The following is a 16,707-nucleotide window of genomic DNA, read 5'->3' on the forward strand; positions in this document are numbered from 1 at the left end:
TCCGGACATAGCCGAGACGGAGGTGGCTAAACCAACAAACAGGGAAAGTCGTGTCTGATGGCCACGAAGTTCATGAACATGGACAGGAACACATGGTGCGGGCGACGATGGGTACTGGCCGGTCCATGCGGTTCACCGTGGTCGTCATCACCCGGGACCGGCGCCGATCCCTGCTCGCCGTCCTCGCCCGCGCACGGCGAATCGGCGAACGGGCAGGGGAGCGGCCGGGGGATGGGCCGCGGATCATCGTGGTCGACAACGCCTCGCGGGACGGCTCCGCCGACGCGGTCGCCGAGCGGTTCCCCGAGGTGACGCTGATCCGCTCGCCGCGCAACCTCGGCGCCGTCGCCCGCAACCTCGCCGCCGACCACGTCCGCACCCCCTATCTGGCGTTCTGGGACGACGACACCTGGTGGGACCCGGACGCGCCGGACCGCGCCGCCGACCTGCTCGACGCGCACCCCCGGCTCGCCGTGGTCACCGGGCGGATCATGGTCGAGCCCGGCGCCCGTGAGGACCCGATCGTCCCCGAACTGCGGCATTCGCCCGTCCCGGGGCCGGAGTGGCTCCCGGGCCCCGCGCTCGGATCGTTCCTCGCGGGGGCCTCCATGGTCAGGACGGAGGCGTTCCGCGAGGCCGGGGGCTTCTCCGCGCGGCTGTGGCTCGGCGGGGAGGAGGAGCTGCTCAGCGCCGACCTGATGGCGCTCGGCTGGCACCTGTGCTTCGCCGAGGACGTCGTCGTGCACCACGAGCCGTCCCCGCTCCGCGAGCCGCACCTCCGGCGCCGCCACGGCATCCGCAACACCCTGTGGTTCACGTGGCTGCGCCGCCCGCTGCCCACCGCCGTCCGCCGCACCGCCGGGCTGCTGCGCACGCTGCCGCGCGACCGCGTGAGCGCGGCGGCCCTGGCCGAGGCCGCCGCCGGGGCGCCCTGGGTCGTCCGCGAACGCCGGACGCTGCCCCGCGACGTCGAGGCCCGGCTGCGCCGCCTGGAGGCGTCCCAGCGCGCGTCCACGGCCCGCCGCTACGTGAGCTAGCGGCCGCCATGTCAGCCAGCGGAGCGTCAGCCGGCGGAGCGCGAGGCATGCCGGACGAGGCCGACGCGGACGTCACGATCGTGGTCGCCACCCGCGACCGCGCCCCCGAGCTGCGCCGCAGCCTCGACCGGCACACCGCCCCGGTGATCGTGGTGGACAACGCGTCCACCGACGACACCCCCGCCGTCGCCGAGGCCGCCGGGGCGACCGTGCTGCGCCAGCCGCGCAACCTGGGCGCCGCCGCCCGCAACGCCGGGGCCCGGCACGCCGCCACCCGCTACGTCGCCTTCGCCGACGACGACTCCTGGTGGGCGCCCGGTTCGCTGCGGCGCGCCGCGCGCATCCTCGACGCCCATCCCCGGACGGCCCTGCTCGCCGCCCGCGTCCTCGTCGGTGAGGAGGAGCGGCTGGAACCCGTCTCCGAGCAGATGGGCCGCGCGCCCCTCGGCCGGCCGGACGCGCTCCCGGGACCGGCCGTCCTCGGGTTCCTCGCCTGCTCGGCCGTCGTCCGCCGGGACGCGTTCCTCGACGCCGGGGGCTTCTCCGACATCCTGCACTTCGGCGGCGAAGAAGAACTTCTCGCGCTCGACCTCGCCGCCGCCGGGTGGGGCCTCGCCTACGTGCCGGAGCTGGTCGTCCACCACCATCCGTCGACCGTCGGCCGCGACCCGGCGGCCCGGCGCAGGCGGCAGGCCCGCAACCGGCTGCTGACCGCGTGGCTGCGGCGCCCCCTCCCGGTGGTCGCGCGCACCGCCGCGTCCGCCCTCACCAGCCGCGACGGCCGCGCGGGCCTCGCCGCAGCGGCCCGCGCCCTGCCCGCGCTCGCCCGCGCCCGGCGCCCCGTGCCGCCCACCGTCGAGGCCGCCCGCGCGCGCCTGAGCGAGTACTGAGCGGCGGCGGGGGCGTCAGGATCTCGCCTTGGCGGTCTTGCGGTTGTTGGCCTTCTCGATCGCCTTGACCAGCTCGCCCTTCGACATCGTCGACCGGCCGGAGACGCCCAGCCGCTTGGCGAGGTTGTAGAGGTGCTCCTTCGAGGCGTTCGCGTCCACGCCGCCCGCGGTCTTGCGCCGCGTGTTCCGGCCGCCCTCCGCCTGCTTGTCGGAGGGCCCCTTGGCACCGCCGGGCTTCGGTTCCCAGTGGTCGCCGACCTTCTCGTGGGTGTGCTTGAGCGCCGCGTAGGCGACGCGGTGGGCGCGCTGCCCCTCCCCGTACTCGTCGACCGCCGAGTCGTGCGCCTTGGCGAAGGTCCGCTGCGCCTTGGCGTCCGACCGCTTGATCGTGTCCGGAAGCTCGCTCTTCCTCACCCGGCGTCCGCTCGTCATCATCGGCATCGTGGCGCACCTTTCCGTTTCTGCCTGTCCGGCGCCGATACCCGCGATCGGACGGAATCCACACGCCCCGCGCGCTTTCCGGCGAGGCCGGCCTAGCCGCTGACGAGGACCTGCGGCGCCGTCACCTTGATCCGGGTGCGGAGCCATTTCCCGCGGGTCTCCGCCGCCTCATGGCATTCGCCGACGGTCTGGAGCAGGTCGCGGTCGCGGGCGGCCTGGGCCGCCTGCCCGAGAATCGTCCAGGCGATCTCCGCCTCCAGCGCGCCGAGATAAAGGTTCCGGAGGTCGCGCAGAAGCAGCATGCCGACCATTTCCGAGCGACCGGCGAGCCGCGCGGACGCGTGCCGGAGGGTGTCCAGCAGGCCGGGGGAGTCGGCGACCTCGCGGCCCGACGCCCCGTAGCGCTCGGCGAACGGCGCGAGACGCTCGACATGGTCGGCGCATTGCCGGGCGAGGGTGAGGCCGAGGTGGTGGATGTCGTGCTCGGCCGCGTGCCGCTCGCTGACGCGCCGCAGTTCCTTCGCCAGATCCGCCTCGGCGTCCTGGACCTCGGAAATGGCCTTGTCGAGTTTCATGCTGAGTCCGTGGTCTCCTCGTCTCGGACGGTTTCGGTGACGCCATGGCCGCCCGCGGTCGCCGGTCCGAGCCCGGGCGGCGATTCCGCGCCTACGGTGGTCGGGGCGGGGGAGAGCCGGCCGCCTCCGTCCGCGACCTTTTCGACCTTTACGGCGGAGGTCTTGAACACCGGCTGTTTGGACACCGGGTCCCAGTCGGTGATCGTCAGTTCGTTCGCGGCACGCGGTGGTGCGCCGGGCCGGTCGCCGTTCCCGTAATGGAACGGCACGAAGACGGCGCCCTCGCGGATTCCGGCGACGCGCGCCCTGGCCTCCAGCTGCCCACACGGGGAGACAACTCGCACCAGATCGCCTTCGGCGAGGTCGAGGCGCCGCGCGTCCGGTGGCGATATCTCCACCCACACGTCCGGCGCCGCCGCGTCCAGTTGGCGCGACCGCCCGGTCTTGGTGCGGGTATGCCACTGGTAGACCGAGCGACCGGTGTTCAGCATGAACGGATACTGCTCGCTCGGCGGTTCGTGGGGCGGCAGGTAATGCGCCGCCTTGAGGACGGCACGACCGGCCGCGCCCATGGCCGCGTGGTCCTTGTACTCGTGGGCGGCGCCGGTCATCAGGTCGTGGCCGTAGTCCTCGCAGTAATCGCTGCCGGTGTTGAAACGGTGGTCGGTGTAGAGCCGTTCGGTCCCCTCCGGGGACTCGTCGTTGCACGGCCACGGGATGCCGCTGCCGCCGCGCAGCCTGTCATGCGAAAGCCCCGAATAGTCGCAGGGACGGCCCCGGGTCATTTCCTTGAACGCCTCGAAGCACTCCTCCGGCGTGTTCCACTTCAGCAGTGGTGCGCCGTCCTTGTCGGACAGGCCCAGCCGCCGCGCGTAGTCGAGGAAGATCTCCATGTCGGAGCGCGCCTGACCGGGCGGCTCGACGGCCTTCTCCGACAGGTGCACGGTCCGGTCGTGGTTGGTGTAGGTCCCGGTCTTCTCGCCCCAGATCGCGGTGGGCAGCACCACGTCGGCCAGCTGCACCGTCTCGCTGGGGAACACGTCGTTGACCACCACGAACAGGCGTTCCTGGCGCAGGATCGAGCGGATCCGGTGCAGTTCGGGAAGGGACACGGCCGGGTTCGTTCCCGCGATCCACAGGAAGCGGATCGAGCCCTCCTCGGCGTAACGGAACATCTGCATGACGTGCGTGCGCGGCGCCCAACTCGGAATCCGAAGGTCGTCGACGTTCCAGATCCGGGCGAGTTCCTGGACGTGTTCGGGGTTCTGCCAGTTGCGCATCCCGGCCAGGTCGCCGTTCGCGCCGGTCTCCCGGGTGTTCTGCGCGGTCGGCTGCCCGTTCATCTGGAACACCGAGCGGCCGGGCTCGCCGATCATCCCGCGCAGCAGGTTGACGTTGTTGACCTGGCACGCCGACGCCGTCGCCTGGTGCGACTGGTAAACGCCCTGAAGGCAGGTGGAGACCAGCCGCTCCGCCGTTCCGATGACACGCGCCGCCTCCCGGATGTCGGCGGCGGGAACACCGCAGATCTCCGCGACCCGCTCGGGCGGATACTCCGCCACGGTCTTCTCCAGCTTGTCGAACCCGACCGTGCGGCGGTCGACGAACTTCCGGTCGATCCAGTCGTTGGCGAGCAGTTCGTGCTGGATCCCGTTCAGGAGCGCCAGATTGGTCCCCGAACGGATCGCCAGATGCACATCCGCTTCCTGGGCGACCTTCGTCCGGCGCGGATCCACCACGACCATGCGCGGCCGGTCGGGGCCGTGCAGCCGGTCCAGGACGCGCGTCCACAACACGGTGTGCGTCTCGGCGATGTTGTGCCCGACGGTGAATATCGTGTCGCACACGTCGAAGTCGGTCAGCGAGCCGGGATCGCCGTCGGTGCCGAACGTCTCCTTCAACGCGAAGTCGGCGGTGGCGGTGCACAGCCGCGTGTTCCCGTCCAGATGCGGCGTTCCGATGCCCGCCCGGGCGACCACCGCGAGCGTGTAGTAGTCCTCAAGGAACAGCTGCCCGGAATTGTAGAAACCGATGCCGAGCGGCCCCTGCTCGTCCAGCACCGCGCGGGTGCGCTCCACGACGAGATCCAGCGCCTCGTCCCAGCTCGCCGGGCGCAGTTCCCCGTCCCGCCGCACCAGCGGACGCGTCAGCCTGTCCCGCGAATTGTTGGCCTGCCACCCGAACAATCCCTTGGGGCCGAGCCTCCCGTGATTGACGCGGTCCTCGGCCCGCCCCCGCACCCCGACGACGCGCCCCTCGTGGACGCCGATGTCCATGCCGCAGCCGTTCGAGCACAGCACGCACGCCGACTGGAACCATTCGACGTCTTCTTCGGGAATCCCCGCGTCGAGATACTGGTCGACGCGGACGGGCCATCGCGAACCGGCCCCGAACGGTGTCCGCGTTCCCCAGACGTCGGCGACCCGGTCCGTCATGAATGCACCCTTCTGACGTCGGCTCTGATACCCCCCGACGCGGTCGAAACCGTGCGGCCCCATTTTGCGCGGCCGGGCCCGCACCATGCGTTCCGATCCGCCACGGAAACGCGCTTCCCGCCGCCCCGCCGCCCAAACGGAAGTACGGCCGCCCGATCAACCGAGAACCGCACCCGCCCGGGACCAGCCCGACGCGGATGCGGCCACCTTCAAAAACCGCCGGTTCTACTTTCTGGACCCGTCGCGGAGGCGCGCGACGGGATGGGGGCCCTCGGTCGCGAGACGGTACTCGTCGCCGAACTTGTCGCGGTGCTCGTCGATGACGCGCTCCTGCGGCGGCCGCTCGGCGTTGATCTTGTCCTGGTACGCCTCGAACCGGCGGTGCGCCTCCTGGACGTACCCGGTGCCGAGCGTGGTCCAGTCGATCTGCGTGCTGAGCAGGTCGCGGACGAGCTGCTTGTTCGGCTCGAACGCGAGCGGCTTCGGCAGCTCCGGCGCCAGGACCGACTCGGGGTCGCGGCCGTCGTGGCGGCGCATCAGGTCGCAGGCGATCCGCAGGTGCTCCAGCTCCATGTTCAGGTGGAGCTCCCAGATGTTCTTGACCCGCGGGTCGGGCTCGGTCTCCATGAACGAGTAGTACAGGTAGCACTCGTTGTACTCGTGGTTGACCAGGCGCTCCCACCAGGTCTCGCCCGGGTCGACCAGCGATTCGTAGTGCGTGACGTGCTCCTCCTCCACCAGCCCGATCTCCTGGTAGAGCTGCCGGGCGATCGGCTCCATGTACATCGGGCCGACGTTCATGTAGAAGTTCATCGTCTGCTGCTCGGCCGACATGATCGTCAGCGCGTGCAGCTTGGAGATCGGCGCCGCCGCTTCCCGGTCGTAGGGCTCGCGGACGTTGTCGACCGCGTCCCGGTGCTGGAGGAAGCCGGGCCGTCCCGGCATCACCTCCGTGAGCTGGTCGACGACCTTCTCGGCCTTGCGGTGCTCGATCATCTCGTACAGGTTGGCGTACCGGTACAGATGGTCGAAGTCCTCCAGCAGCCCGAACTCGTAGGCCTGCTTGAGGTAGGGGTCCGGCTCCATGCGGGCGACCCAGCCGGTCAGGTCGACGGCGACCTGCTCGTAGCTGATCGTCGTCTCCAGCACCGACGCCTGCCCCGGCAGCAGCCAGTTCACCACCTTCTGCTGCTGCGCCTCGATGTAGCGCACCTTGGCCAGTTGCTGCTTGACCTCGATGTCCGGACAGACCCGGGCGAAGTGGTGGCTGAACATGATCGCCTCCACCTCGATCCCGTTCATGGTGATGATCCGGCACTTCGTGTACGGATCGGACCTGTCGGGGTCGATGGGCGCGACGTCCAGCTGGGCCCAGTTGCGCAACTGGTCGTCCAGCGGGATTCCGCGGTGTTCGAGTGGATTGAACGCCACCGGGCTCACCTTCCTTGTGGCTGGTCGTGTCGTGTCGGCTGGCCGTGTCGGCGCAGCCGCCCTTACCCGAGCGAGCCGACATCGCACATCGCATGCCCGATCCAGGACGGCTCCTTTGCGTCCTCCCGGCATTCGGGCCGCTTAGCCGCCCGGATGCCGGGTACCCGAAGCGCCGTCGCACACTTTCGGGGCGGGCCGTCTCACGGCGACGCCGACCCATGACAGCCGGGAGACCTTATGCAGACCACACCCACCGACGCCCGGACCACCGAAGACGTGGTCGATCTGCTGCGCGCCCAGCACGGCCGGATCCGGGACCTGTTCGACGAGGTGATGAACAGCGAGGGGCAGGCCCGCAAGGACGCCTTCCAGAAGCTGGTGCGGCTGCTGGCCGTCCACGAGACGGCCGAGGAGGAGATCGTCCACCCGATGGCGCGGCGGCTCCCCGGGGGCGACGGGATCGTGGAGGACCGCCTCGCCGAGGAGCGCGCGGCGAAGGAACTGCTGTCCGAACTGGACGGCATGGACACCGACGAACCGGCCTTCCTCAAATCCATCGACCGGCTGCGCATCGACGTGCTCACCCACGCCCGCGCCGAGGAGCGCTACGAGTTCGACCGCCTCAAGGACGAGTTCAGCCCCGCACAGCTGAAGGGCTTCGCCGCCGCCGTCCGCGCCGCCGAGGCCACCGCGCCGACCCACCCCCACCCCGGCACCGAGAGCGCCACGAAGAACATGCTCGCCGGACCGATGGTCGCCGTGGTCGACCGCGTCCGCGACCTGATCCGCGACGCCCGCGACAAGGACTGACCTCACATTCCGGTGGGCCGCCTTGTCGTAGGGGCGGAGCGGTACACCGGACAGAGAGGACAGGGCAGTGACATCCACGCGACACGAGGCGCACGAAGCCGAGATCAGGCAGCGGATCGGCAGGCTCGTGGCAGGAATCCAAGCCAAGGACCACGAGGGCCTGGAGCGCCTTTACGCGACGGACGTCGTGTCCTTCGACGTTGAGCCGCCGCTGCGACATGTGGGGCTCGCGTCGAAAATGAGCAACTGGAAGACGGTGTTCACCTTCTTCCGCGAGGTGACCTACGAGGTGCGGGATCTGACCGTCACCGCACGCGACGAACTCGCGTTCGGCCATTGCTTCGGCAGGCTCAGCGGCACGCTGGAGAACGGGACGGCGACGAGCGGCATATGGGTCCGGGTCACCTTCTGCTTCCAGAAGATCGACGGCACATGGCTGATCGTGCACGACCAGGCATCGGTACCGTTCGACATCCAGACCGGCCGGGGAGTGACCGACCTCGAGCCCTGAGAGTACGCACTGAAATGTCGAACAACCTCAATAGGCCGTCCGTTTGACCCGGCCGATCTTCCGGCGTTCTTCGGCATAGGCCTTGGCTATCGCGGGGTTCGTGTGACGCTGCCCCTTGCGCCAGTACCGTTGTGCGAGTTTGCGGTTGCCGTGTTCGGCGTAGATCCGGCCGAGTTGAGCGTAGGACGCGCCGATGATCTCCGCCGGCGTGCCCGGGTCGATGATGAGTTGCCGGAGGGCGAGTTCCGCGTCGTCGGGCTGGTCCAGGTGGATCAGGCGGGCCAGCTGGAAGGCGGCGCGGGGAGCGATGTCGGGGTGCTCGGTCATCAGCGCTTGCAGGTACGCGGCGGTCGCGGCGGGCAGGTCGTCGAGATCTTCGGAGAGGTATCCGAGCAGGTACGCGGCCCGGGGCGCGTACTCGACGTGTTCGGTCGCGATCGCGCGCTGGAACGCCTGCGCGGCCGAGACGGGGCACGACACGCAGGCGTGCACGAGACCCAGGTTGAAGGCGGCGGCCGCCTGGATTTCCGGGGTGTCGCAATCGGCTGCGATCTCCCATGGTTCGATCGCCATGAGCGGGGTGTCCAGCACTTCGAAATGCATCATGCCCAAGGTGAAGGCGATGCGGCCGACCTGCGGGTCGCCCGCCTCGATGCGGCGCAGGCACGCCTCGTGGACACGGACGACCAGGCGGATCTTGTCGAGGACGTCGAGATGCCGGCTGTGCGTCACCAGCACGCCGGCGGGCACGATGGCGCCGGTGATGGTTTCCGCGGCGCCGCCCTCAAGGATCGACATCAGGGAATCCAGCGCCCGGTCGTGTTCGGCGAGATCGGCCTCGGCGAGTTTGTGCGCGGCGCGCAGGGCGTAGTCGGGGTCGGAGCCGCAGAGCGCGATCCGGTAGGCCTGTGCGGACAATCGCGTGTCGCCGGCGGACTCGGCGATACGTCCCACACCGTAGGCGGCCCATTCCCGCACCGGCGTGTCGGCCTCGACCATCAAATGGCGCAGCAGCGGCGCGAGTCCCGGGATCGAGCAGGGGCCGCTGCGCACCAGGAGTTCACCGGTGTGCAGGGCGAGTTCGCGCGCGACCTCCCGGGCCTGGGTGTTCGGATGGCCGAGGAGATCGGTGTAGATGTCCGCCGCGGTCTCGTCGTCTTCGCGGGCCAGCGAGATATGGGCCTGCATGAAACCCATCCGCGCCAGTTCCTGCGCACTGGGCGGTACTTCAGATGCCTGTGCCTTGTCGAGTAATTCCTGCGCGGCGGTGAGGTCCTCCTGAGCCAGATACACCCCGGCCAGGGCGATCTGGAGGTCCGCGCGGTGCAGGCAATCCCAGGCGAGCGCCTCGGTCAGCCGCCGCTCGGCTTCCGCGTACTCACCGCGTTCGCCGAGTATCCGCGCCAGGTCGGCCACCGCGTGTCCGGACACGAACAGGTTCTCCAGATCGATGACCTGGCGGAGCACCCGTTCGGCCGCGGTGACGTCTCCCGCCCGGACCAGCAGGGCCGCCAAGATCCGTCCATCGAAGGCCATGAGGAAGGGGGCCTGGCAGTCGAAGGCGATGCGGGCGGCGCTGACGGCCCCGGCCTCGTCCTCCTCCCGCAGATACCTGTCCCGGAGGACGCATGCGGCGGGATGCGTCACCAGCCGATGACGGCAGTCGATCGCCCGCCGCAGCAGTCCCTCGGGCGCCGGACGTCCGGCATCGCTCTCCAGGTTGGCCAGCGCGAGCATCGCCCGCGGCGCGATCGCGAAGTGCCCCTCCTCGACGATCCGCTCGAAGGCGATCCGCGCGGCGGCGTGAGCGCCCTCGTCCAGGTCGATCTCGGCGAGGCACCACCGGGCCAGTGCCGCCGCGTCGGCGTCGTCGCCGTCGATGGCGTGGACCAGCGCCGAGCGCGCGGCCGCACGGTCCCCGTCGCGGCCGGTCAGGGTCTTGGTCGCCAGGGCGACGGCCGCCAGCGGCGTCACCGGCCGGCCCGCGCCGTCCACCAGGCTCTCGTGCGGCCGCGCTATCCAGAGCAGCAGGCCGTCGGCGAGTTCGTAGCGTCCGGCCTCGTCCGGGACGAGCAGGGAGGGAGCGGCGGTCGCCCATGCGAGCCCGTCCTCGAAGCCCTTCGGCGTCAGCGGGCACCCCGGCGCGGACGCGGCCAGGCGGCGGGCGGCCTGGCGGTAGAGCAGCGGCACCGGAATCCCGACGCCCGCCGCCTGCCACCAGTCCGCGGCGGCCAGCACCACGGCCCGCGTCTCCGGCTCGGCGATCAGCGCCTCGTCGAACCGCCGAGCCCGGAGCAGGGCGTCCCGCTCGGGGCCGGGCCCCTCGAGTTCGGCGAGCACGTGCTCCGATCCGTCCCACCCGTCCCCGACCGGCCGCATCCGAAGCCCTCCGCTCGCTGACCATCCGTAGTCGACACGAAACTCTTCGGAACCAAGCTAGGTACGGCCCTGCCCCGCCGCACGGGCCAGTACAAAAAACGCATGGGTCCTTGCGGGCGTCCGGCGGCAGAGGCTCGCCGGGACGATCGCGGCTCTCCTGAAACCCCACGTCAGCGGCCTTGCGCGCATGGAATGCTGCGGGCGGGGCACAGGGGCGGCCGTAGGACGGAAGGAGTGGGCATGAGATTGCTGGAACGTCTCTGGCGACGGGGAACGAGACCGCGGGCCCGGACGCGGCCGTCGCGGGAGCCACGCCGTGTGCCGACCTTCCGGGAGATGCACGCGCGGATGCGCACCGAGCGGGCCGAGGCCACGCTCATGGCCACCGAGGCGAAGATCCACCAGGAGGCGGCGCGGTACCGCCGTGGTATCCGCCGCAGCGGGTGAGCCGCCAGGGCGACACGAGACCCGCCGTACCGGTCGGCCGGACGAAGCCGTGGACGGCGGTACCGGCTAGAGGGAGGACCCCATGGGGCTGTTCGACAAGCTGAAGAACAAGACGCAGCGGGCCAAGGGACGCGCCAAGGAGAACGCGGGGCGCGAGTCCGGCGACCCGTACCTGGAGGCGGAGGGACGCAAGGACCGCATGGCGGGCGGCGCCAAGCAGGTCGGTGAGAAGGCCAAGGACGCGGCCCGGGAGGTGCGGCGCACCACGGAGCGGTGACGCTCCCCCTTTGAATCCCGGTTATCCAGGCTGACGCCGAGCGGCAGCCTGGATAACCGGGTTGGCCATTGTGCGATGTCCTCCCTATGAGTTTTCCGCCGACGGCGGCCCACCCCCGTGCAAGCGGTCCGAATTTCATGGTCGACTCCACGCTGCTTTTCGGACGAAACCGAGCGCCACAGATTGAAAAGGCGCCTGACCTGCCGCGTTGACTTTTCGGGTCGCCAGGAAATCGTTTCCGGACAACCGTCCTTACTTTGTGCTGTGGCGATCACAGGCGTGTCCACCAACTCCGCGTGCCTCGCCGATGCTCTCGGCTGCCCTGTTTGACCTGGCTGACCTGCTTGAACTTGAGCAACACAGGCCAGAAAGGCCCCTTGGGGCCAACCCTTAACAGGGCAGTCAAGCCTTGAAAATCCAATCGCCACTGAACGGGCACGTCACACCTCCTCCGTCACCTACTATTCACCTACCCCTTTCCTTGCTTCAAGGCGCAGCCGTTAAATCTAGGTCCCTGCGGCTCAGACGTCGCAGCGAGTCCGATACGAACACGGGTTGCGAACGGACGAAGGAGTGCGATCTGTGAGGCATCGTGGCCGACAAAGGCGCGTCGTCGTCGCCGTCGGGGGGCTGTCCGCCGTTCTGGCGGCGTTATGGACGGTTAAGGCGACGCGGGACGACCCGGAGTCCGGGGCTCCGCCGATGCCGTCGCCCGACGCGTCCCGTCCGATCGGGCCGGCGACCACACCCGACCTGCCGCCCTCGCCGCCCGTCCGCATCGAAGTGCCGCGCATCGACGTCCGGACACCGCTGATGAAGCTGGCCAAGAACCCGGACCAGACCGTAGAGACCCCGCCCCAGAGCCGCGCCCACGAGGCCGGTTGGTACCGGCTCGGCGCCGCACCCGGCAGCCGCGGCGCCGCCGTGATCATCGGGCATGTGGACACGGCGCGCGGCCCGGCCGTGTTCTACCGGCTCGGTCGGCTGCGTCCCGGCGACCGGGCGAGCGTGCTGCGCGCCGACGGCCGCACCGCCGTCTTCGCGATCGACTCCGTCGAGCGCTTCGCCAAGGACCGCTTCCCCACGAACCGCGTCTACGGCGACCCCGGCTACGCGGCGATCCGCCTCATCACCTGCGGGGGACGCTTCGACCGCGCCACCGGCCACTACCTCGACAACGTCGTCGCCTTCGGCCACCTGCTGGGCTCCGGGCGGGCGCGCTGAGATGCGGCCGGCGTCCGAGCGCGGGATGACCGTCCCATCGAGGTCCGCCCGGCCGGGGGACAGCCCCCTGCGGCCGGCTGGCGGGCGCCACCGTGCGGTGCCCGGCACCTCTCCCATCATGACCATGCCCGACAGGCTCGCCCCGCTGATCGCGCCGTCCCCGGCTCCGTGGCCCCAGGACGCGCCACCGCGCCGGCACGCCCGCCCTGAGAACAAGGACGGCAAGCGGAACCTCCCGCCTGTACGCGCGGACGCGATGTGGGTCACGGTCCTGATCCCGGCGCACAACGAGGTCAAGCAGATCACCGAGACGATCGCCTCGCTCCGCCGCCAGGAACGTCCGCCGGACCAGATCGTCGTGATCGCGGACAACTGCACCGACGCCACCGCCGCGTTCGCGCAGCTCTGCGGTGTCGAGATCGTCGGCACCCGGGGCAACAGGCACAAGAAGGCGGGCGCGCTGAACCAGGTCCTCGACCGCCTCCTGTCGATCCTCGGCCCGAACGACGCGGTCATGGTGATGGACGCCGACTCGGCGCTCGACCCGGGCTTCATCCGGCACGGTGTCGACTACCTCGCCACCGGCCGGTACGCCGCCGTCGGCGGTACCTTCACCGGCAAGCCGGGCGGCGGCGCGGTCGGCATGTTCCAGCGCAACGAGTACGCCCGCTACGCCCGGGACGTCCGGCGCCTGCGGGGCAAGGCGCTCGTCCTCACCGGCACCGCGACGATCTTCCGCGCCAGCACCCTCCAGGAGGTGGTCGCCGCCCGCCGCGCCCGCCGCCTCCCCGGCCTGCCGCACGTCTACGACGTCCGCGTGCTGACCGAGGACAACGAGCTGACGCTCGCCATCCTGCACCTCGGCTTCCGCATCCTCTGCCCCAAGGAGTGCACGCTGACCACCGAGGTCATGCCGACCTGGCGCGACCTCGCCCGGCAGCGGCTCCGCTGGAAGCGCGGCGCGCTGGAGAACCTCGTCGACTACGGCTGGACGCCGATCACCCGCCCCTACTGGGGCCGCCAGCTGCTCTCCCTGATCGGCATCATCGTGATCACCGCCTACCTGGGCTCGCTCGCGTACTCGGTGTTCTGGCTCGGCGGGGTCAACCTCAGGCCCCTCTGGGCCGCCATCACCGTCATCTTCATGGTCGAGCGGGTGGTGAGCGTCCGGCAGCGCGGCGCCGCCCAGATGGCGCTCGCCTCCACCATCGTCGTCGAAATGATCTTCGACGTCTTCCTCCAGGCCGTCCAGGCGCGCGCTTTCTGGCAGGCCGCCTGGCGTAAAGAAAGGAAATGGTAGGACATGTACAACCATCCCCCCGTAGGCGGAGTGGCCGCCGGCTTCGGCGGCACCGCCGCCGCGTCCCCCTGGCTCGGCCTCCAAGCGCTCTGGTTCGGCCTGGCCGTCTTCACCCTGATCTCCGCGGGCCTGGCGGTGAAACGGACGCTCCCCGCCCGCAAGACCGACGACGGATGAAGGCCAAACCCCCGTCCGATCCGTCCCGGCGGCGACGACCGACCGCCCACTCCCTAGGGACGACAGTGCCGAGAAGCCCATCACGTCCTTGATCGGCAACCGGCACTTCGGAGCGGACGCCTAACCGATCACGCCGGACCCATCACGACCCCCGGCTCCACCGAGGCCGGGCCCCGCAGGCAAGCACAATGAATGGGAAGTCGAGCCGTCGACTCTCAGCGAGCCTCTCTTCGTGGAACTCGGTGCCCCATGGCTCGCGCGGTGCCGGCCGCGCCCGCCACCGCGCGAGCCACTCGACGCACTACACCAACGCCACCAGGCGCCACGTCCGGGGCGCCTCCGGCAGGCTTCGAACCCGCGGCACCCGCCATCGACACCGGCAACGCCTGACCCCCGAAACCGGGCGGGCCCGGCAGGGCGACTACACCGCCAGCCGGGACCCAGAAATCACGGAAGGATTCCTCCGTGCCCGGGGGAGGCGGCCGGGGAGCGCGACGGTTGCGGGCCCTGCGCGCAGCCTGGAAACGAGACTGGGCCCCGCCCCCGGGCGGTAGGGGAGCTTGGCCCGGTGCATCGCAGGATCATCCGACGCCGGGGCCGATGCTCCCGCCCTCGGCCCGACGTAGCCGCGATGCGCTGACCGACGGGAACACAAAAGATCTGCTGAGGAATCCTGGCGTCGCTGAGACTGTCCCCAGCAGCTTCAAAGAGGAATCTTGTGAACCTGTCGTGCAGTACTGAGGGATTCTGGTTGCTGCACAGCGTGTGCTGGTGGTGAGCGCTAGGACCGCGGGGTGAGGAATGAGCCCCACGTATAGGTGCCAGACGGGTTGACCACCGCAGTGCGGTCGGTTGTGGCCGCTTTCCGGCCGGGATCTTCCGGCCCCAGGGATGAGATATGGATGTAGTCATTCTTCTGGGGGATCAAGCAACTCCTCCATTGGTACCACCCGGCACCGAGGAATATGACCCGCGTGACCCACTGGCGCCCACCGATGCGCAGACCCCAGTTGTAGTTGCCGCTGTCCAGGGAGATGCGGCGGAATTTCGTGCAGGCACGTTCTCCGCCTTGGGGGTTGGACTTCAGGTACTGGGTTCGCAGGACCCAGGCCGTGTCTCCCGATGGCGCAGTCGCCGCGGCGCTGGGCGCGGCCATCACCGCCATACCCAGCGCGGTCATCAGGATGGCCAGGATTTTCCTTCGTCGTTTCATCACTTTCCCTTTCCGTTGCCAGCGCTGTCGGGCTTGCAGTGCGAAAGGCGAGACGAGTCCCAAAAATTGCGAAATCTCGTCGGACGACGATAACCGGTGTCGCGCTCCAGGAACAAGGTGGGGCAGCCAAAAATTCATTTGCTAAAGCTTGGCAAATCACACGTTTCCTGGCCAAGCCCTGAGCCGGCGCTTCTGGGCGTCCTCATCTGGTCGAGACTGACTGTCCCAATCGAGGTGGGACGAGACCTGTTCAAACCTGAATCCCGCACTAAGCGGAGAAGTGCTGATAAACCTTTCACATGGTGATTCTTCGACCGTCCGCGGATCTGTTCGATCGCCAGCTCACCCGCGCTGGCCCCAACGATGGCGATCCAGAACCGCCGGGCTGATCGCCTGCTGACCCCCTGAGTACAGGGCCCGTACCTTCGCGCGGCAGGTGCGGGCCCTGCGCGCTGCCCAGGGATCAGAACGGCCGCTCCACCCTGACCACCGACCGCGAGATCATCGTCCTGTACCTCAAGCCGGGCCTCGGCCACCTGAAGATGGTCGCCGGCTCGGCCAGGACCAGATCCGCGAGCTGTACGCCGCGATCCGGCTCATCAACCGGCCGACCGAAGGTAAACGGCCGACGGAGATGCTCCGTCGCCTGCTGGAAGCGGGGGCGAGCCTGAAGGGGCACCGCTACTCCAAGGCTGGTGGGGGAGTCCAGGATCAAGCGCGTGCACATCGTCCTGAACGCCGCGCCGAACGACGCCGTGAAGGTGTCGAAGATCCTGGATGAGAACCCGGGGGACGGGGTGATGCGGAGCAAGGGCGGCTCGGGTCGCAAGGGCACGGCCAAGCCGCTGCGTGGACGGAAGAGCGCGTCGAGCACTGGGAGCGCACGAGGTGAAGTCCGAGGACTCCGACCGGCACATCATCTTCGACCAGGCGACCGCGGACGTTCTGAAAGCGTGGCTCGAGCGCCAACTCGAAGAGCGCCTCGCGTGGTGCGAGGCGTGGACGGACTCCGGCCGCCTCGCGGCGGGCGTCGACCTCAAGGTCGTGAGCGAGATCCTCGGCCACGCCTCCGCCGCGTTCACCGCCGACGTCGCCGAGTCGCTCGCCGAGGACGCGGCGGCGAAGATTTCGGCGTTCGGGCCACGCCGGAACCGGGTGTAGGCCGATGGTGCCATCAATGTGCCATCAGGGGCCGGTAACGATCAGCCGGAACACAAAAGCGCCCCGGCTTTTGTGTCTCGGCTGGTCAGCGCGTTCAGTCTCGGCGCCTCCGGCAGGATTCGAACCTGCGGCACCCGCTTTAGGAGAGCGGTGCTCTATCCCCTGAGCTACGGAGGCATGTCGTCGCTCGCGGCTAGAGCGTAGCGGACGGCACCTACAGGGTAGGGGACGGGGAGAGTCGTACGCTCGTCCTTATCGTGACTGCGCTGACCTCTAGGCTCCGTGGGGTCGCTGTGGGTACGCTTCGGTGCCGTGACGGGTCGGCATCGTGGGCAGCCGAGTGACAAGGGTTCCGACGACGCTGAAGGCGTGCCTCGTGGGCGGCGAATCGCGACGGTC

General features: G+C 69.7%; 17 protein-coding genes and 1 tRNA gene. 10 read left to right on the forward strand and 8 right to left on the reverse strand.

Annotated elements, in window-relative coordinates; all coding sequences use genetic code 11:
- Positions 1 to 107: 107 nt before the first annotated feature.
- On the forward strand, positions 108 to 1,037 hold the full coding sequence (locus K2F47_RS00890) for a glycosyltransferase family 2 protein (RefSeq protein ID WP_242900722.1): 930 nt from the start codon (positions 108 to 110) through the stop codon (positions 1,035 to 1,037).
- A gap of 47 nt (positions 1,038 to 1,084) precedes the next feature.
- Positions 1,085 to 1,927, forward strand: a complete 843-nt coding sequence (locus K2F47_RS00895; protein ID WP_242900723.1) for a glycosyltransferase family 2 protein — start codon at positions 1,085 to 1,087, stop codon at positions 1,925 to 1,927.
- Positions 1,928 to 1,942: 15 nt separating this feature from the next.
- On the opposite strand, the gene K2F47_RS00900 is transcribed toward K2F47_RS00895, so the two are convergent.
- The 4 genes from K2F47_RS00900 to K2F47_RS00915 form a co-directional block, all read right to left on the reverse strand.
- Positions 1,943 to 2,368 (reverse strand): ChaB family protein, encoded by a 426-nt coding sequence (locus tag K2F47_RS00900; protein WP_242900724.1) that lies wholly within the window; start codon positions 2,366 to 2,368, stop codon positions 1,943 to 1,945.
- Between the two features lie 92 nt (positions 2,369 to 2,460).
- Positions 2,461 to 2,943 carry a hypothetical protein gene (locus K2F47_RS00905; RefSeq protein ID WP_242900725.1) on the reverse strand — a complete coding sequence of 161 codons (483 nt, stop codon included), beginning with the start codon at positions 2,941 to 2,943 and terminating at the stop codon, positions 2,461 to 2,463.
- A complete protein-coding gene (locus K2F47_RS00910) occupies positions 2,940 to 5,378 on the reverse strand; it encodes a molybdopterin oxidoreductase family protein (protein ID WP_242900726.1) in 2,439 nt (812 codons plus the stop codon). The genes K2F47_RS00905 and K2F47_RS00910 overlap by 4 nt, the downstream gene beginning before the upstream one ends.
- Before the next feature lie 225 nt (positions 5,379 to 5,603).
- Positions 5,604 to 6,809: a hypothetical protein gene (locus K2F47_RS00915; RefSeq protein ID WP_242900727.1), complete on the reverse strand. Its 1,206-nt coding sequence runs from the start codon at positions 6,807 to 6,809 to the stop codon at positions 5,604 to 5,606.
- Positions 6,810 to 7,046: 237 nt separating this feature from the next.
- Here K2F47_RS00915 and K2F47_RS00920 point away from each other — a divergent pair, with 237 nt between their 5' ends.
- Together K2F47_RS00920 and K2F47_RS00925 are read left to right on the forward strand one after the other, a co-directional pair.
- A complete protein-coding gene (locus tag K2F47_RS00920; RefSeq protein WP_242900728.1) occupies positions 7,047 to 7,619 on the forward strand; it encodes a hemerythrin domain-containing protein in 573 nt (190 codons plus the stop codon).
- 67 nt (positions 7,620 to 7,686) lie between these two features.
- The gene (locus K2F47_RS00925; protein WP_242900729.1) at positions 7,687 to 8,130 is read left to right on the forward strand and encodes a YybH family protein; all 444 of its coding nucleotides are present in this window, start codon (positions 7,687 to 7,689) and stop codon (positions 8,128 to 8,130) included.
- A 27-nt stretch (positions 8,131 to 8,157) separates the two neighbouring features.
- On the opposite strand, the gene K2F47_RS00930 is transcribed toward K2F47_RS00925, so the two are convergent.
- Positions 8,158 to 10,509 carry a tetratricopeptide repeat protein gene (locus tag K2F47_RS00930; RefSeq protein WP_242900730.1) on the reverse strand — a complete coding sequence of 784 codons (2,352 nt, stop codon included), beginning with the start codon at positions 10,507 to 10,509 and terminating at the stop codon, positions 8,158 to 8,160.
- 318 nt (positions 10,510 to 10,827) lie between these two features.
- On the opposite strand from K2F47_RS00930, the gene K2F47_RS40335 reads away from it, so the two are divergent.
- The 5 genes from K2F47_RS40335 (at position 10,828) to K2F47_RS00950 (ending at position 13,934) form a co-directional block, all read left to right on the forward strand.
- Positions 10,828 to 10,956, forward strand: a complete 129-nt coding sequence (locus K2F47_RS40335) for a hypothetical protein (protein WP_272496396.1) — start codon at positions 10,828 to 10,830, stop codon at positions 10,954 to 10,956.
- Positions 10,957 to 11,038: 82 nt separating this feature from the next.
- Positions 11,039 to 11,233 (forward strand): CsbD family protein, encoded by a 195-nt coding sequence (locus K2F47_RS00935; protein WP_242891470.1) that lies wholly within the window; start codon positions 11,039 to 11,041, stop codon positions 11,231 to 11,233.
- A 582-nt stretch (positions 11,234 to 11,815) separates the two neighbouring features.
- The gene (locus K2F47_RS00940) at positions 11,816 to 12,457 is read left to right on the forward strand and encodes a class F sortase (protein ID WP_242900731.1); all 642 of its coding nucleotides are present in this window, start codon (positions 11,816 to 11,818) and stop codon (positions 12,455 to 12,457) included.
- Between the two features lie 124 nt (positions 12,458 to 12,581).
- Positions 12,582 to 13,757 (forward strand): glycosyltransferase family 2 protein, encoded by a 1,176-nt coding sequence (locus tag K2F47_RS00945; RefSeq protein WP_242900732.1) that lies wholly within the window; start codon positions 12,582 to 12,584, stop codon positions 13,755 to 13,757.
- Between the two features lie 3 nt (positions 13,758 to 13,760).
- Positions 13,761 to 13,934, forward strand: coding sequence for a hypothetical protein (locus K2F47_RS00950; protein ID WP_242900733.1), 174 nt, complete (start codon positions 13,761 to 13,763; stop codon positions 13,932 to 13,934).
- Between the two features lie 781 nt (positions 13,935 to 14,715).
- Here K2F47_RS00950 and K2F47_RS00955 read toward each other — a convergent pair.
- Both K2F47_RS00955 and K2F47_RS00960 read right to left on the reverse strand, forming a co-directional pair.
- Complete coding sequence (locus K2F47_RS00955; RefSeq protein WP_242900734.1) at positions 14,716 to 15,285, reverse strand: hypothetical protein; 570 nt, start codon at positions 15,283 to 15,285, stop codon at positions 14,716 to 14,718.
- 325 nt (positions 15,286 to 15,610) lie between these two features.
- Complete coding sequence (locus K2F47_RS00960; protein WP_242900735.1) at positions 15,611 to 15,958, reverse strand: hypothetical protein; 348 nt, start codon at positions 15,956 to 15,958, stop codon at positions 15,611 to 15,613.
- Between the two features lie 77 nt (positions 15,959 to 16,035).
- Here K2F47_RS00960 and K2F47_RS00965 point away from each other — a divergent pair, with 77 nt between their 5' ends.
- Positions 16,036 to 16,308 carry a site-specific integrase gene (locus K2F47_RS00965; RefSeq protein ID WP_242900736.1) on the forward strand — a complete coding sequence of 91 codons (273 nt, stop codon included), beginning with the start codon at positions 16,036 to 16,038 and terminating at the stop codon, positions 16,306 to 16,308.
- Positions 16,309 to 16,412: 104 nt separating this feature from the next.
- Here the strand turns inward: K2F47_RS00965 and K2F47_RS00970 are convergent.
- Positions 16,413 to 16,485 (reverse strand) — tRNA-Arg (locus K2F47_RS00970).
- Between the last annotated feature and the right edge of the window lie 222 nt (positions 16,486 to 16,707).

Origin of the sequence: Actinomadura terrae (genome assembly GCF_022751215.1) — a bacterium.
GTDB lineage: Bacteria > Actinomycetota > Actinomycetes > Streptosporangiales > Streptosporangiaceae > Spirillospora > Spirillospora terrae.

Bases quoted from the DNA above. Each gene is read 5' to 3' on its own strand.
- K2F47_RS00890 (WP_242900722.1), top strand. From the start codon at position 108: ATGGGTACTGGCCGGTCCATGCGGTTCACCGTGGTCGTCATCACCCGG.
- K2F47_RS00895 (WP_242900723.1), top strand. From the start codon at position 1,085: ATGCCGGACGAGGCCGACGCGGACGTCACGATCGTGGTCGCCACCCGC.
- K2F47_RS00900 (WP_242900724.1), bottom strand. From the start codon at position 2,368: ATGCCGATGATGACGAGCGGACGCCGGGTGAGGAAGAGCGAGCTTCCG.
- K2F47_RS00905 (WP_242900725.1), bottom strand. From the start codon at position 2,943: ATGAAACTCGACAAGGCCATTTCCGAGGTCCAGGACGCCGAGGCGGAT.
- K2F47_RS00910 (WP_242900726.1), bottom strand. From the start codon at position 5,378: ATGACGGACCGGGTCGCCGACGTCTGGGGAACGCGGACACCGTTCGGG.
- K2F47_RS00920 (WP_242900728.1), top strand. From the start codon at position 7,047: ATGCAGACCACACCCACCGACGCCCGGACCACCGAAGACGTGGTCGAT.
- K2F47_RS00930 (WP_242900730.1), bottom strand. From the start codon at position 10,509: ATGCGGCCGGTCGGGGACGGGTGGGACGGATCGGAGCACGTGCTCGCC.
- K2F47_RS00935 (WP_242891470.1), top strand. From the start codon at position 11,039: ATGGGGCTGTTCGACAAGCTGAAGAACAAGACGCAGCGGGCCAAGGGA.
- K2F47_RS00945 (WP_242900732.1), top strand. From the start codon at position 12,582: ATGCCCGACAGGCTCGCCCCGCTGATCGCGCCGTCCCCGGCTCCGTGG.
- K2F47_RS00950 (WP_242900733.1), top strand. From the start codon at position 13,761: ATGTACAACCATCCCCCCGTAGGCGGAGTGGCCGCCGGCTTCGGCGGC.
- K2F47_RS00955 (WP_242900734.1), bottom strand. From the start codon at position 15,285: ATGAATTTTTGGCTGCCCCACCTTGTTCCTGGAGCGCGACACCGGTTA.